At 38.8% G+C, this 14,593-nt stretch carries 16 protein-coding genes; 7 read left to right on the top strand and 9 right to left on the bottom strand.

All coding sequences use genetic code 11. The annotated features are described in order from the left end of the window. On the bottom strand, positions 1-441 hold a 441-nt coding region (locus EA341_RS14285), incomplete at its 3' end, for a glycosyltransferase family protein (protein ID WP_293015750.1). A 3-nt stretch (positions 442-444) separates the two neighbouring features. Further along, on the bottom strand, positions 445-1,293 hold the full coding sequence (locus EA341_RS14280; protein ID WP_293015748.1) for a UDP-2,3-diacylglucosamine diphosphatase: 849 nt from the start codon (positions 1,291-1,293) through the stop codon (positions 445-447). Between the two features lie 225 nt (positions 1,294-1,518). On the opposite strand from EA341_RS14280, the gene EA341_RS14275 reads away from it, so the two are divergent. Beyond that, complete coding sequence (locus tag EA341_RS14275; protein WP_293015746.1) at positions 1,519-1,995, top strand: hypothetical protein; 477 nt, start codon at positions 1,519-1,521, stop codon at positions 1,993-1,995. 15 nt (positions 1,996-2,010) lie between these two features. Here the strand turns inward: EA341_RS14275 and EA341_RS14270 are convergent, their stop codons facing one another. Together EA341_RS14270 and EA341_RS14265 are read right to left on the bottom strand one after the other, a co-directional pair. Then, the gene (locus EA341_RS14270) at positions 2,011-3,354 is read right to left on the bottom strand and encodes an ATP-binding protein (RefSeq protein WP_293015744.1); all 1,344 of its coding nucleotides are present in this window, start codon (positions 3,352-3,354) and stop codon (positions 2,011-2,013) included. After that, on the bottom strand, positions 3,344-4,726 hold the full coding sequence (locus tag EA341_RS14265) for a sigma-54 dependent transcriptional regulator (RefSeq protein WP_293015742.1): 1,383 nt from the start codon (positions 4,724-4,726) through the stop codon (positions 3,344-3,346). Before EA341_RS14265 ends, EA341_RS14270 begins: the two co-directional genes overlap by 11 nt. A gap of 210 nt (positions 4,727-4,936) precedes the next feature. Between EA341_RS14265 and EA341_RS14260 the strand changes: the two genes are divergently transcribed. Continuing rightward, positions 4,937-5,365, top strand: coding sequence for a peptidylprolyl isomerase (locus tag EA341_RS14260; RefSeq protein ID WP_293015740.1), 429 nt, complete (start codon positions 4,937-4,939; stop codon positions 5,363-5,365). 56 nt (positions 5,366-5,421) lie between these two features. Here EA341_RS14260 and EA341_RS14255 read toward each other — a convergent pair whose 3' ends face one another. The 4 genes from EA341_RS14255 to rsfS all read right to left on the bottom strand — a co-directional run bounded on the left by EA341_RS14255 (position 5,422) and on the right by rsfS (position 9,621). After that, positions 5,422-6,246: a hypothetical protein gene (locus tag EA341_RS14255; protein ID WP_293015738.1), complete on the bottom strand. Its 825-nt coding sequence runs from the start codon at positions 6,244-6,246 to the stop codon at positions 5,422-5,424. Continuing rightward, positions 6,243-7,004: a UDP-2,3-diacylglucosamine diphosphatase gene (locus EA341_RS14250; RefSeq protein ID WP_293015736.1), complete on the bottom strand. Its 762-nt coding sequence runs from the start codon at positions 7,002-7,004 to the stop codon at positions 6,243-6,245. Before EA341_RS14250 ends, EA341_RS14255 begins: the two co-directional genes overlap by 4 nt. Before the next feature lie 102 nt (positions 7,005-7,106). Continuing rightward, the gene (gene ftsH / locus EA341_RS14245) at positions 7,107-9,206 is read right to left on the bottom strand and encodes an ATP-dependent zinc metalloprotease FtsH (protein WP_293015735.1); all 2,100 of its coding nucleotides are present in this window, start codon (positions 9,204-9,206) and stop codon (positions 7,107-7,109) included. A gap of 67 nt (positions 9,207-9,273) precedes the next feature. After that, positions 9,274-9,621, bottom strand: a complete 348-nt coding sequence (rsfS, locus tag EA341_RS14240; protein ID WP_293015734.1) for a ribosome silencing factor — start codon at positions 9,619-9,621, stop codon at positions 9,274-9,276. Positions 9,622-9,707: 86 nt separating this feature from the next. Between rsfS and EA341_RS14235 the strand changes: the two genes are divergently transcribed. Both EA341_RS14235 and ahcY read left to right on the top strand, forming a co-directional pair. Next, positions 9,708-10,466 (top strand): biotin--[acetyl-CoA-carboxylase] ligase, encoded by a 759-nt coding sequence (locus EA341_RS14235; RefSeq protein WP_293015732.1) that lies wholly within the window; start codon positions 9,708-9,710, stop codon positions 10,464-10,466. Positions 10,467-10,542: 76 nt separating this feature from the next. Further along, the gene (ahcY, locus tag EA341_RS14230) at positions 10,543-11,862 is read left to right on the top strand and encodes an adenosylhomocysteinase (RefSeq protein WP_293015731.1); all 1,320 of its coding nucleotides are present in this window, start codon (positions 10,543-10,545) and stop codon (positions 11,860-11,862) included. Between the two features lie 50 nt (positions 11,863-11,912). Here the strand turns inward: ahcY and EA341_RS14225 are convergent, their stop codons facing one another. Next, positions 11,913-12,728: a hypothetical protein gene (locus tag EA341_RS14225; protein WP_293015730.1), complete on the bottom strand. Its 816-nt coding sequence runs from the start codon at positions 12,726-12,728 to the stop codon at positions 11,913-11,915. A gap of 128 nt (positions 12,729-12,856) precedes the next feature. On the opposite strand from EA341_RS14225, the gene EA341_RS14220 reads away from it, so the two are divergent. The 3 genes from EA341_RS14220 to EA341_RS14210 all read left to right on the top strand — a co-directional run. Next, positions 12,857-13,729: an SDR family oxidoreductase gene (locus tag EA341_RS14220; RefSeq protein WP_293015728.1), complete on the top strand. Its 873-nt coding sequence runs from the start codon at positions 12,857-12,859 to the stop codon at positions 13,727-13,729. A gap of 138 nt (positions 13,730-13,867) precedes the next feature. Further along, on the top strand, positions 13,868-14,320 hold the full coding sequence (locus EA341_RS14215; RefSeq protein ID WP_293015726.1) for a hypothetical protein: 453 nt from the start codon (positions 13,868-13,870) through the stop codon (positions 14,318-14,320). Then, positions 14,317-14,593: hypothetical protein (locus tag EA341_RS14210; RefSeq protein WP_293015724.1), on the top strand; the 277-nt coding region annotated here is incomplete at its 3' end. The genes EA341_RS14215 and EA341_RS14210, both read left to right, overlap by 4 nt.

Here is a 14,593-nt window from a genome sequence, read left to right as displayed (position 1 = left end):
CGGGAAAGCGAAATCTCTATGCTCAGCTAAGTATTGGTGTCCAATGCTCCAAAATTCACATTCAGGTTTGTATAACCAATTGTATATTCCTGCCAGAATATCATAAAAATTTAGGATGATGTCAGGTTTATGGGTTTTTACAAGTCCATCAATTTCTTTCAGACTTTTTTGAAAAATACGCCATTTCCCAAGGTTCTGAGTGATTGTAGGGAGGAGTCTTACTGCCTTGTGGTTTTTATCTGTGACAAAATTTGGACTTTCGAATGTATGGATGGGAACATGTAGTTTTTTCTGAACGAAATCAGGGATTTGCCTTCTATTGCTTTTACCTATGCAAACTGAACAAAGTTCATGGCCTGCTTTCTTCAGAATTTGAGAAAGGGCAATGGCTTGGGTCATATGCCCTCTTCCTTCACCTTGTATGATAAAGAGAAATTTCATAGGTTAAATGAAGTCTGATAAACCTGAAGAGGGATTGTGATTTGAAAATGCTACTATTTTCATTTCCGGTTCAATGGTTTTAGGCATTTTCACTACATCAGAAGATTTCTGGAAGTCAATCTCAGAGTAATATATCAGCTGCCAATTGCCTTCATGGTCTTCTGCCAGGGCACTCATGGATTCTACCCAATCACCTGAATTCATGTACTGAATGCCATCAATATTGCGGTTTTCTGCCTTGTGAATATGTCCACAAATAATACCATCACAGTTTTTTGCCTTAGCCATTTTTGCAAGCTCCTCCTCATATTGGTCCACATAAGAAACAGCCGATTTCACTTTTCCTTTCACATACTGACTAAGAGAATAATAGGGAAGACCTCTCTTTCTTCTATGATAGTTTACTTGCCTGTTGAGCCACAACAGAAAGGTGTACCCCACATCTCCGAGATAGGCAATCCATCGGAGATTGGTAGTAATACTGTCAAAAATGTCTCCATGGGTGATGAAATATTTTTTGCCATTGCTTTCATAAATCATATCCGCCTGAATGCTCAGGTTACCAACCTGAAGAGGGAGAATCTGGTCTAAAAAATCATCATGATTACCCCTCAGATAAAAAACTTTGGTGTTGTCACGATCAATCATTTTCAATATCCTGTTGAAAAACCTCGTGTGCTTCCTTTTCCACGAACCTGATTTTTTCAATTGCCACCCGTCTATGATGTCTCCATTTAAGATGAGATTGTCGCAAGAATACTGTTTGAGAAAGCGGGCTATTTCCTTTGCTTTGGAACCTTTTGTGCCAAGATGTATATCAGAGACGACGAGTGTTTTGAAGTTAGTTTTCAAGTCTTTGAGTTTTGATTGCAAAGTATAGCGCTCATTTGACTTGGTGATGAAGGAGCTATTATCAAATAAAGAATATTTGTAAAAATTAGTTGATTAGTGTAAAGAAATAGTTAACTGCAGGTTAATATCCTTCATCAATGATAAATTTACAATGATTCTTTGCTTTTTGATTGAATTTGTCAACCTTTAGTGGTCGCAATCAGTTTGCATTGCGTATATAATTATATGATGAGAAAATTAAGCCTCCTTACACTTCTTTTTGCCCTTTGCTTTACGTCCTGCAATCAGGATGATAAAGAGCCTGAGTTTAATGTACTGGGATATTGGACGCTTATTGATATGAAGAGTTACTGGGCAGTAGATGAGGTGCCGATGGACATAGATTTTGAGGAAAAGTATATTTTTAATGATGACGGTACTTTTATAAAATTTTCGAATAAAATTAAGGGAATGGGAGAACTGTTACAGGTGCCCATGCAGGCATTGGGAAAATACCAAAAATTAGATGAGGCGCACACCAATCCTGATGTGGTTCATACTTTTGAACTTATTTTTGAAACCAACCCTCAAATGGCCGCTAATTGTGGTGAAGGAAATATGGAGGTAGTCACCATTACCCGTGATAACAAATTGATTAATATGACTTGGGCAGCCTGTGATGGTCCTGGGTATATTTATAGCAAAAGAGGTAGACTTTTTTAAATCCTCAATACCAAATCAAGCATTAAAGATCAATTTGAAGGTGCTTCCCTGCCCAATTTTAGATCTTACCTGAATATTTCCTTTGTGCCTTCTCATAATTTGTTTGGATAAGCTTAGGCCAATGCCGGATCCTCTTTTCTTAGTGGTAAAGAAAGGAATAAAGATTTTTGAAAGTGCTTCTTCTTCAATACCTTTTCCCGAATCATGGACCTCAATGATGATTTTTCCTGACTCATCGATAAAGGCATCAAGAGATACTACTTTAGTCACAGTATCTTCCACGGCATGAATGGCATTCTGCATGAGGTTGATCAGTACTTGTTCAATCAGGTTTTGGTCACCAAAAAGTATCAGGTCGTCCGGTTCGATGCTGCATTTAAGTATTATCTGATTTTTTTCAAATTGATGCTGAAGTAGGGTCTCCATTTGACCGAATAGGGCCTTCAGCCGTATGGTTTGGAACTTAGGCGTAGGAATATGGGCAAGACTTCTGAAATCGCTCACAAAATTGATAAGGCCTTCACTTCTTTTTTCAATGGTACTTAGGGCCATCAGGTAGTCCTCAAGTTCTGAAGGGGGTACAGGTATATCGTTATCGATTTTGGATTCCATATCGCCTTTGACAGTAGCTGCTAAAGAAGATATCGGAGCGATACTGTTCATGATTTCGTGTGTCAGCACTCTTACAAGGTTCTGCCAGGCTTCCATTTCTTTTTCTTCCAACTCACTTTGAATGTTCTGTAGAGAAACCAACTTGAATTTACTGTCCCGCATGACCAATTCAATTACGTAGACGGAAAGTTGCATGATGCCATCAGGGTGTGCGATTTTGATGAGTTCACTGCCACCTGTCCTGAGTGAGTGAATGGCATGGTGCAATTCTTTATTGATATGCTGGATTTCTGAAATGAGGCTTAGCTGGTTGATATTCAACATACGCTTGGCAGATGTATTGACGATCTGAATTTTGCCATCTTCATCAAAGGTGATCAAACCAATGCTTAAGTGCTGAAAAACTGACCTGAAATATTGGTAGTTTGCCTCTTTTTCAGCCTGATCCTCCTGGAGCTTGGCCAGTATAGCATTGAATTCTATATGTAGGTCGTCGGTTTCTGTGCCATCAAACTTCACAGGATAGACATTCGTGTAGTTGTCCTGCTTGATGTTGTCCAAAAATTGCCTTACTTTTTTGAAAGAGCTTTCTGCATAGCTTAGGAAAAAAATAATCTGGGCCATGATGAGAATAATGAAAAGAGATATAGCAAATACCCCCGCACTATTCAGGATAAAGTAAGAAAGTAAAAATAAAGAGATAGTGAGGAGGGCAATCCTCCCCAATAATCCAATTTTATAATCCATATTTTTCCAGTCTTCTGTATAAAGAAGCTCTTGTTAGACCGAGCTCTTTCGCTGCTTTGGAGATATTCCCACCGTTTTTGTCTATAGCCCTCTGAATGGTGGTTTTCTCCACTTCATCTAAATTGTAAGACGCCGGCGCACTGATTTTGTCATTAGTAGGCTTTGCTGACAAAAAGAAGAAATCTCTGGAATCCAGTTCAGTTCCTTCAGCCATAATAATAGCCCTTTCGATGGCATGTTGCAATTCCCTTATGTTTCCCGGCCAATTATAACGCTGCAGTAATTGCATACCGGAAGCTGTAAATCCGGAAAAATCTTTCCTGTATTTTTGGCTGTAGGTTTTAAGAAAATGCTCTGCAAGCGCTGGAATATCATCGTGCCTTTCTCTCAAAGGAGGCAGGAAGATTTCAACGGTGTTGATCCGGTAAAGTAAATCTTGTCTGAAAGTATTTTCCATTACCATTTCATGTATATGCATGTTGGTTGCGCAGATTAGCCTGATGTCTACAGGAATTGCTTTATTGGTTCCGATTCGGGTGACTTCCCTTTTTTGCAAAACTGTAAGTAGCTTTGACTGTAATGGCATGCTCAAGTTACCAATTTCATCCAGAAATAAACTACCGTTGTCAGCAATTTCAAACCTTCCGGCACGGTCGTCTTTGGCATCTGTGAATGCCCCTCTTTTGTGCCCGAATAACTCGCTTTCAAATAAGGTCTCAGTTATAGCTCCCATATCCACTCCTACAAAAATTTCATCCTTGCGGTGGGACCTGTCATGTATAGCCCTTGCGATGAGTTCCTTTCCTGTTCCATTTTCTCCCAAAATCAATACATTGGCATCTGTCTGTGCAACCTTGTCTATAATGGAGAAAATATTTTTCATCGAAGCACTGTTCCCGATGATTTCTGTGTAAGGCTTCTTGGCATCGGACTGAAGTTGTTTTTGTTTTTTATTGAGCTTCTCTACTTCATTATAGCTGTCTTTTAGTCTGCTTGCTGCTGTCAGGGTTGCGAGGAGTTTTTCATTTTGCCATGGTTTCAAGATAAAATCAGTGGCTCCCTCTTTCAGTGCCTGAACTGCCATTTCAACATCCCCAAAAGCAGTAATCAATATAACCACAGCTTTAGGATCAATTTCTTTGATTTGTTTCAGCCAGTGAAAGCCTTCCTTACCGGAAGTGGTATCCTCCGTGAAATTCATATCCAATAGAATGACATCATAGGAGTTGTTATTGATTAAAAAAGGAATTCTTCTGGGATCTTTTTCAATAGAAACCTCTTTTGCATGCTTTTTTAAAAGCATCTTGGCTGCAAATAACAGGTCTTCATTGTCGTCGATAATGAGTATTTTTCCGAGTTGTTGATTTTCCATGATTCATCGTTTTGCGATACAGTTGACAAAATGGTGCCATTATCAAAATAGCCTCATAGACTGTGTTTTGTCAGCAATTTACGAAAAATTATGTCCGTTATTGAACATGTTTCTTTCGATTTCGGACAGTAGCTTTTTCGAAATCGGACAGATTTTTATGGGCATAATAAAATTGTTACCTTTGTCCTTTAACAAAAAATAAATAATAATATGTCAGTAGCAAGTAAAGGCGACGCAGTAAAAGTTCACTACACAGGTAAACTTAACGATGGCACTGTATTCGACTCATCCGCAAATAGAGAACCTCTACAATTCACCCTTGGTGATGGCAATATGATTAAAGGTTTTGATGCAGCAGTTCAAGGCATGGAAATAGGACAAGAAAAAAGTGTTACTATTCCTAGTAATGAAGCCTATGGTGAGAAAAGAGATGACATGATGTTGGATATTCCCTTGACACAAGTACCTCCACACATCAAGCCGGAAATCGGTATGGAACTGTCTCTTCAGAATCAACAAGGTCAGCCAGTTCCGGTAAGGGTAGTAGGTGTAGAAGAAGAAAAAATCATTCTCGATGCCAACCATCCTTTGGCTGGTCAGGATTTGATATTTGATATTACTTTGGTAGAAATTGCCTAAAAGTAGAATTAACCAATAAATATAAAGAACCCCAAGGAAGTAATTTCTTGGGGTTTTTACTTGTCCTTAAGCGGGGTTTGGTTTTTTGGGAAAACCCATATTTTATCCTGACTGTAAAGTATCACTGAATTACCATCAACGATAACATTTTTAGCCTGAATGTTTTCAGGTATGCTAAAGGCTGTTTTATTCTTGTTTTTCAGGTTCAAAAACACCAAATCATCACCCTCAAGATAGCTGAGTTCATCTTTCCAAAAGCTGATTTTTTGATTGAGATTTATTGGCAATTGCTGGAGAAAGTTACCTTGATTGTCCAAGACATATACACCCTCCTCTTCAATATTGAGAAAGACCATGTTTTGATACTCCCTAATGTCTACTATATCTAAAGAAGACTGTGCAAGGACTAGGTTTAATGGTTGGTTTTGTGTGATACGACCCTGCCTGTAATCAAACTGTTTGAGCGATAAGTCAGCCTCATCAAATACCCAAATGATATTGTTATTTCCCAAAGTAGCTACTTTGGCAAGTGTGATCAACTGTAGCGGGATTCTATTTTCAGCTACTGGATTAATGAACCTATCCAGAATCCTATATTCTTGTAGGTCTGCCGAAAATGTAAAAATATTGACAGTCCAGGCCGCTTCCAACTGAGTGAGTGCACCTTGACGATGTGGGGAGAAATTATTAATCCTTGTACCTATTTTATCATATTGATAAAGGTTTCCCTCCAAGTCGGAGATGAAGATAAAACCCTGATTGTCTAAGGAGAGTAAACCAAGCCGAGAAAAATTAATTTCTACGGGAATTCCCCAATCGTTGTCCTGAGAGTAGCCTTGGAGGGTTATCAGGAAGGAAAATAAGAATATGAGATTTTTCATTCTTTAAAAGTCTTGATGTCAAACTTTGTGCCGTCAAATACCCCATAAGTAAATTGACTCACCCATTCACCTAAGTTGAGGTACCTGGAATTATTGCCCACAGGTAAGTCTAAAGGAATATGCCTATGACCGAAGACGTAATAATCGAAATGTTGGGTTTTTTCAATCTGCTTGCAGTATTGCCAAAGCCATTCTTCTTCTCCCTTGAAGTCGTTCTCTCCCTTATGTATTTTTGATATACGGCTATTAGAGGACCATTTTTGGGCCAATGTAATACCTATATCGGGATGTAGCCATTTGAAAAGCCAATTAGCCAAATTATTGGTGAATATCTGCTTCAAGACTTTATATTCCTTGTCCCCTGGGCCTAATCCATCGCCATGCCCTATGAGAAGTTGTTTCCCTTCTATAACCAATTGAATGGGATTGTGATGAACCGGAACATTCAATTCTTTTTCAAAGTAGTCCTTCATCCATAAGTCATGGTTTCCTGTGAAAAATACAACGGGGATATCTTTATCCCTCAGTTCCGCGATTTTACCTAAAAAGCGGACGAATCCTTTCGGGACAGCTTTTTTGTATTCAAACCAAAAATCAAAAATATCTCCCACCAGAAATATCGCTGCAGCATCTTCCTGAATGCTATTCAGCCAATGGATGATCTTTTTCTCTCTTAACTTACTTGATTTTTCATCTGGAGCTCCGAGATGGAAGTCAGAAGCAAAAAATACTTTTTTTCCGTGCAGTTGAATATTCATGTTTGCAAAATAAACTTTTCGTGAGATATAAATCTCAGATAGGGCACTAAAAAAAAGCTTCCTGTAATCAGGAAGCTTTTAAAGCGTTGGTTTTTATCGGACTTAACCTTTGTCTTCTTCTACTTTTTCTTCTTCTGAAGGATCGCTATCTTTTTTTGGCACATCTTCTTCTTTGGAATTAGTTTCAGGTTTAACCTCCGTTTTGGAATTGTCTTCAGGTTTAACCTCAATTGGCTTTACTTCCTTAAGTTCTTTTTTTGTATATGCCTCGTAAGTAGTTTCTTTTCCAAATGGACGTTTACCGATCAATTTTTCTAGATCACTTTGGAATAGGATTTCTTTTTCCAATAGTTCTTTTGCTAGTATTTCCAGTTCATTCTTCTTATCTATCAGCAGAGCTTTTGTCTTTTCATAAGCAAACAAAATCAGTTTTCTAACCTCCTCATCAATTGTTTCTGCGGTTTTTTCGGAGTAAGGCTTTGATGTTCTATATTCATTGCTCTTGCTGTCATAAAAAGATACATTTCCTATCTTTTCATTCATACCATAGATGGAGACTATTGAATAAGCCATCTTAGTAATTCTTTCCAAATCACTCAATGCACCTGTGGAAATTTTACCAAAGATGATTTCTTCTGCGGCCCTGCCACCCAATGTCATGCACATCTCATCTATCAGTTGTTCAGTTTGATATAAGAACTGCTCTTTGGGCAGGTACTGCGCATAGCCGAGTGCGGCCACCCCTCTAGGAACTATACTCACTTTGACCAATGGATCTGCATGTTCCAAGAACCAACCGGCAACGGCATGTCCTGCTTCGTGATATGCAACAATCTTTTTCTCATCAGGAGAAATAATTTTATTCTTTTTCTCCAATCCACCGATGACCCTGTCTATTGCATCTTGGAAATCCTGCATGTCTACCGCTGTCTTGTTCCTTCTTGCAGCAATAAGTGCTGCTTCGTTACACACATTGGCTATTTCTGCCCCTGCAAATCCAGGAGTCTGGGCTGATAATTTTTTAGGATCAACATCCTCAGAATATTTGATCGGCTCAAGGTGTACTTTGAAAATTGCCTCTCTACCCACAATGTCAGGTTTGTCAATGCTGATTTGTCTGTCAAATCTTCCTGGTCTCAAAAGAGCGGAGTCCAATACATCCGGTCTGTTGGTAGCTGCGAGTACAATTACTCCAGTATCAGTACCAAATCCATCCATCTCGACAAGAAGAGAGTTCAAAGTGTTTTCTCTTTCGTCATTGGAACCTGGCATTTGTCCTTTACCTCTTGAACGTCCAATGGCGTCAATCTCATCTATAAAAATGATACATGGTGCTTTTTCTTTGGCTTGTTTGAAAAGATCCCTTACTCTGGCAGCTCCTACACCCACAAACATCTCCACGAAATCAGAGCCTGAAAGGGTGAAAAATGGAACACCAGCTTCTCCTGCTACTGCTTTTGCCAACAATGTTTTACCGGTTCCCGGAGGTCCTACCAATAGAGCACCTTTAGGGATTTTACCCCCCAACTTGGTGAATTTTGATGGGTTCTTCAAAAATTCCACAATTTCTTGGATTTCTTCCTTTGCCTCATCAAGCCCAGCTACATTATCAAAAGTAATCTTCACTTTATTTTCTGCGTCGAAGAGTTGAGCTTTTGATTTACCCACATTAAAGATCTGGCCTCCAGGTCCAGAAGGACCAGCCATCCTTCTCATCATAAACCAAAAGAGTACAAATAATAAAATCAAGAAACCGAAACTTGAGAACCAATTGGTCCAAGATTCTTGTGTCTTAGATTCGTAGCTGATCCGCTGATCTTCCGGCATTCGGGATTCCAAATCATTGTAGTATTCAATGAATTTGTCTACAGAAGCTATTTTCAATTGATAATGAGGTCCCGTAGGAGTGAAAAAAGGACTGTTGGATTCAAGCTCTTCTTTATATTTCCTGTTTTCAAGTGCTTCAGATCTTAATGTAACTTCTACAATATTCTGATTGTAAATCACCATGACCTTAGAGACATCGTTGGACAAATAGATGTCTTCAAATTTTTTCAAGGTGATGTCCATCACAGCATTCCTTTGGTTGAACCAAGTTATGCCTACCAAGACTACCACAGCTGCGATAATCAACCAGAGTTGAAAATTCGGTTTCTGAGGTGTCTTAGGGATGAATTTTTTGTTTTTCTTATTATCGCTCATCTGTTATTATTTCTATGCTGCAAACTTGTTGTAAAACGCTCAAACTGTCTTAAAGTTCAAACATGTGTCAATCAATCTTTGTGACTTTGGCATCACCCCAGAGTTCCTCAATGCCATAAAATGATCTTTTGTCTTTCAGGAAAATGTGAACCACGACGTTTACATAATCCATAAGAATCCACTGAAGGTTATTTTTCCCTTCACTTCTCCAAGGTCTTTCTTTATTTGATTTGAACACTTGTTCTTCTACAGAATCGGAAATGGCCTCAATTTGTGTGTCGGAATTCCCGGAGCAAACCACAAAAAAGTCTGTGAATGAATTACTTACGTCTCTTAAGTCCATCAAAACAATCTCGGAAGCTTTTTTATCTTCCATGCCTTTTACAATTATTTTACTCAGCTCTTCTGCTGTCATGCTCTATTTCTCCTGTTTTTTTTGAAATTTACCTTTCACAAAATGCCCGGTAATATCTTTAATGCCTTACAAATTAACTAATCAAAATGTATAAAATCCTTGCCAATACTGTTTTTCTCGGAAAAGATATCCATTTCATGACAGAGTGTCACTCTACCAACGATATTGCAATGGAAAAGATCAAGCGGAAGGAAGTGTCAGAAGGAAGCATCATTATCACTGAATCTCAGATCAAAGGGAAGGGGCAGAGAGGGAGTCAATGGTGGTCAGAACCAGGCAAAAACCTTACTTTTTCAATTATTCTGAGGCCTGTATTTTTACGACCTCACCAGCAATTTGACCTAAGCAAAATAGTTTGCCTTGCCTTACACGAGGAGTTGTCAGTATATGACAGGCAAATCAAGATCAAATGGCCAAACGACCTATTCCATGAAAAGCAGGGTAAAGTCTGCGGTGTGTTGATTGAAAACATCATAAACCAAAAGTGTGTTGAACATTCTGTAGTTGGAATTGGTCTTAATGTTAATCAGATCGAATTTCCATTTCCTGGTTCCAGTTCATTGCAAAATATATCGGGGCAGCAAATAGACCTGAACGACCTCTTCTCAAAACTGATTTCGAAAATAGAAAGATGGTACTTACAGCTGAAAAAAGGAGATCAAAGAGCCATAAACGAGCAATACCTTTCTCACCTTCTGGGCTATAGAGAATGGGCTAAGTATGACGATGGGGAAGTATTCCAAGGATTTATTCAAGGTATGAATGAAGAAGGTAAAATCATTATTGAAAAAAGGGGAGGAGAACATGTTACCTATGGACTAAAAGAGGTCAAATTCCTGTTATAGCCAAATTTTATTTTGAAGTTAAAAAGGCTATTTTTGTAAATCTAAATTGAAAATCAATTCATTAATCAATAATTATATGTCTGAAATTAAATCTGACAAGTTCATCAAATATAAGGTGAAAGATATTTCTCTGGCCGACTGGGGAAGAAAAGAAATTACGCTGGCTGAATCAGAAATGCCTGGTTTGATGGCGCTAAGAGAAGAGTTTGGTGAGGCACAGCCTTTGAAAGGTGCAAGAATTGCTGGATGTCTCCACATGACTATTCAAACTGCAGTATTGATCGAAACTTTGGTTGCCTTAGGTGCTGAAGTGACTTGGTCTTCCTGCAATATTTTCTCAACGCAAGATCATGCTGCTGCTGCAATTGCTGCTGCAGGAATTTCAGTTTATGCTTGGAAGGGTCTGACTGAAGAAGAATTTGATTGGTGTATTGAGCAAACACTTTTCTTTGGTGAGGAAAGACAGCCACTGAACATGATTTTGGACGATGGAGGTGACTTGACCAATATGGTTCTGGATAATTATCCTGAATTGGTCGATGGAATCAAAGGCCTTTCTGAAGAAACCACCACTGGTGTTCATAGGCTTTATGAAAGAATGAAGAAAGGCACACTTCCAATGCCGGCTATCAATGTGAATGATTCCGTGACCAAGTCGAAATTTGACAACAAATATGGTTGCAAGGAATCCTTGGTAGATGCAATCAGAAGAGCAACAGATGTGATGATGGCAGGAAAAGTAGCTGTCGTAGCAGGATATGGTGATGTAGGAAAAGGTTCTGCTGCTTCCTTAAGAGGTGCTGGAGCAAGAGTGATCGTAACTGAAATCGATCCAATTTGTGCACTTCAAGCTGCCATGGATGGTTTTGCTGTGAAGAAAATGGTTGATGCAGTAAAAGAAGCCGATATCGTTGTGACTGCTACAGGTAATAAGGATATCATTTCTGAGCGTCATTTTAAGGCCATGAGGGACAAAACAATTGTATGTAACATTGGTCATTTTGATAATGAAATCGATATGGCTTGGTTGAATAAAAATTATGGCCATACCAAGAATGTAATCAAACCACAAGTTGACTTGTACAATATTGAAGGTAATGATATCATTCTATTGGCTGAAGGCAGACTTGTTAATCTAGGTTGTGCAACTGGTCACCCTTCTTTTGTCATGTCCAATTCCTTTACGAATCAGACCTTGGCTCAACTAGAACTTTGGAACAACACTGATCAGTATGAAGCTGGTGTTTATGTGCTCCCAAAACATCTTGATGAGAAGGTAGCTGCACTTCACCTTTCTAAATTGGGTGTAGAACTCGAAGAGCTGTCGCAAGAACAAGCTGAGTATATAGGAGTGACCGTAGAAGGTCCTTACAAACCAGAATACTACAGGTATTAATATACCTAAAAATATTAATAAAGCCTTCAGATTCAACCTGAAGGCTTTTTTTATTGTCTGTACGTGATGGTTCTACCATCATGTAAGGTTAAATTAAGTATACTTAGACATTCGATTTCGCGTTCAAAAATTGCTTGATGTGTCGTAGCCTGATTGGTGTGTCTAACAACCTGCCAAGTTTCACTGCCTTGCCAGGGTATAAAAAATCCTCCTTCCAAACAAGTAATGCTATACCTTTTCGGCTGAGTCCTTGTCATATTGATTGGTCTCCCTGTGATATTTCTGCCTTGAAGACTTCCTGAAGAAATAATTTCTGTAACTACCGAGCTTTGCATGGTTAAACGATGTTCGAATTCACCATTGATTCTGCTGGAGGAATTATTTTTATCAATTACCATGAGATCCTCAAAGGTTTCTATTCTGGTATTACTGTTTAGACTATTACTTACTCTTGGCTGTCTAAATTCCCTTTTACCCTGAATCGTCTTTTCCCTTACTGTATAATTCTCATATTCCATGACTACTGCATTGAATGTGCCTTGATTGATGAATTGGAGATGGATCTTCCCAGCTCTGCTCAGGTTGATTTCATTTATACATTGCCTATTGCCTAAAAACTCTAAGGTGACTTTTTTTTGATCTTTGTCGACCAGAATATCAGGGCATCCGAGAATAGCTGTTGTGTCAGCATTGGAATACCTCTCAAAAGTCCTAAATGCAAATGCCAGAGACTCATCCAAAGCTAAAGTAATATTGAATATTTCATTCCCCTCCACTTGCAAGTCTGTGGTGATGTTTTTTTCAATATCACCATGGCAAGAAGCCAAAAGAATGGAAAGGATAATAAGTAATCTTGATAGATGCATGGTTTGGATTTCTTGAAGCAAAGCTAATTCCTTTCGCTAACATTTAAAATGATGCCAAAACTACCTAACAGCACTTTTTTTTACTTGGCGGAATACCTATATTCAACGGTCATTTAACCCAAATTAATATGTCTTATACAGAAGGAATGCTCAGAGATGGAGCTTTAAAAGGAAAAACAATTTTGGTCACAGGAGGCGGTACTGGTTTGGGTAGGTCTATGGGGACTTATTTTTTGAAATTGGGTGCTAACTTGATTATTACCAGTCGTAAAATCGAGGTGTTGGAAAAAACAGCAAAGGAAATGGAAAAAGAAACAGGAGGCCAAGTACTTGCGGTCTCTTGCGATGTACGTGACGCTGAACAAGTTGAGCATGTTTACAATAAAGGACTTGAAAAGTTTGGTAAAATTGATGTAGTGCTCAATAATGCAGCTGGAAATTTTATTTCTCCTACAGAGCGCCTGTCCACCAATGCTTTCAATACGGTAGTGGATATTGTTTTAAAGGGAAGTGCAAATGTCACCATGGTGATAGGCAAGAAATGGATAGATGCAGGTCAAGCAGGTACTTTTCTCAATATAGTGACTACCTATGCATGGACAGGTTCAGGCTATGTGGTTCCGAGCGCCGCAGCTAAAGCAGGAGTTTTGGCCATGACGCGCTCACTAGCAGTAGAATGGGCCAAATACAAAATCAGGTCCAATGCCATTGCACCAGGGCCATTCCCTACAGAAGGAGCTTGGAGTAGGTTATTGCCAGGAGACTTGGTCAAGAAATTTGACCCCGCCAAAAAGGTACCAGTAGGTAGGGTAGGAGAGCATCAGGAGTTGGCGAATATTGCAGCTTATCTGGTTTCTGATTTTTCGGCCTACGTTAATGGGGAAGTAATCACTATCGATGGAGGAGAATGGCTAAAAGGTGCAGGAGAATTCAATAACCTTGATATGATTCCTCAGGAAATGTGGGATATGATGGAGGCATCAAGAGGAAAAAAGCAATGAGCCCCAAAGTAGTTTGGGGCTATTTGAAAGCTAAGTGGAAAATCAGGAATGCATAATTCCTGATTTTTTTTATAATTCAAACTAACTTTTATATATCTCGTTTTTTTGACTAAGTTTATCAGTGTAAATTATTTGCTTATGCAGAGGGTCATTTTTGTTCGCTTCCTTTTATATTCAAGTGTCTTTTTAATTTTTTTTACCCAATCTTGTAGGGTTTATGAAGACAATGCCTTTTTCACCTTTACGGGTCAGATTGTGAATCAGGAAGATGAAGCTGTCAGCGATTTTATCATTGGATTTGGAGAGCTGAGTGAGGTGTCAGGTTTGGTTTTTGGCGAAAACGGACTCCCGGAGAGAAGATTTGTCAGGGTGATTTATAGGGTGAGAACTGAGTCTGATGGAAGTTTTAGGATTGTAATTCCACAGAAAAATATGGCGAGGTATTATTTGGTATCTTATGGAGGAGCTAGATTTCAGATTTCTAATTTTAGTGGGGATTTTGAATCGGATGTCAGTGAAGCCAATTATTTTTTGTCAGAGACAGATAGAGTGAGTACTGATTTGGGGCGGATCAAAATGATAATTCCATGAAAAAAATGATCCTGCTCCTAACACTTTTCTGCCTAGGGTTAACTAGCCTGGCTCAAGAAGGACTTATCCGGAAAGGTATTGATTACAGCATCAAGCCCGAGTTTGGTTTGGATGTGGGAGTACCTTATTTCTACGGAGATAATTTGCTTTCAAATGAATATTTACTAAATCCAACAATTCGGCTTAATTTTCAAGCTGGTATTACCGATAGGTTTGGGTTTGGTTTGTTTATTTCTCGAAATGGAGGTCAAGTTGGGGAAACAGAGATTTTGG

It is taken from the genome of Mongoliibacter sp., from assembly GCF_007692705.1.
Classification (GTDB): Bacteria; Bacteroidota; Bacteroidia; order Cytophagales; family Cyclobacteriaceae; genus Mongoliibacter.
This window is presented reverse-complemented; position numbering and strand designations above follow the sequence as displayed.

Excerpts from the sequence above, each read along its gene's own strand:
- EA341_RS14220 (WP_293015728.1), top strand. The coding sequence starts at position 12,857 with ATGTCTTATACAGAAGGAATGCTCAGAGATGGAGCTTTAAAAGGAAAA.
- EA341_RS14215 (WP_293015726.1), top strand. The coding sequence starts at position 13,868 with ATGCAGAGGGTCATTTTTGTTCGCTTCCTTTTATATTCAAGTGTCTTT.
- EA341_RS14275 (WP_293015746.1), top strand. The coding sequence starts at position 1,519 with ATGATGAGAAAATTAAGCCTCCTTACACTTCTTTTTGCCCTTTGCTTT.
- EA341_RS14235 (WP_293015732.1), top strand. The coding sequence starts at position 9,708 with ATGTATAAAATCCTTGCCAATACTGTTTTTCTCGGAAAAGATATCCAT.
- EA341_RS14260 (WP_293015740.1), top strand. The coding sequence starts at position 4,937 with ATGTCAGTAGCAAGTAAAGGCGACGCAGTAAAAGTTCACTACACAGGT.
- EA341_RS14270 (WP_293015744.1), bottom strand. The coding sequence starts at position 3,354 with ATGGATTATAAAATTGGATTATTGGGGAGGATTGCCCTCCTCACTATC.
- ftsH (WP_293015735.1), bottom strand. The coding sequence starts at position 9,206 with ATGAGCGATAATAAGAAAAACAAAAAATTCATCCCTAAGACACCTCAG.
- rsfS (WP_293015734.1), bottom strand. The coding sequence starts at position 9,621 with ATGACAGCAGAAGAGCTGAGTAAAATAATTGTAAAAGGCATGGAAGAT.
- EA341_RS14250 (WP_293015736.1), bottom strand. The coding sequence starts at position 7,004 with ATGAATATTCAACTGCACGGAAAAAAAGTATTTTTTGCTTCTGACTTC.
- EA341_RS14255 (WP_293015738.1), bottom strand. The coding sequence starts at position 6,246 with ATGAAAAATCTCATATTCTTATTTTCCTTCCTGATAACCCTCCAAGGC.
- EA341_RS14225 (WP_293015730.1), bottom strand. The coding sequence starts at position 12,728 with ATGCATCTATCAAGATTACTTATTATCCTTTCCATTCTTTTGGCTTCT.
- ahcY (WP_293015731.1), top strand. The coding sequence starts at position 10,543 with ATGTCTGAAATTAAATCTGACAAGTTCATCAAATATAAGGTGAAAGAT.
- EA341_RS14265 (WP_293015742.1), bottom strand. The coding sequence starts at position 4,726 with ATGGAAAATCAACAACTCGGAAAAATACTCATTATCGACGACAATGAA.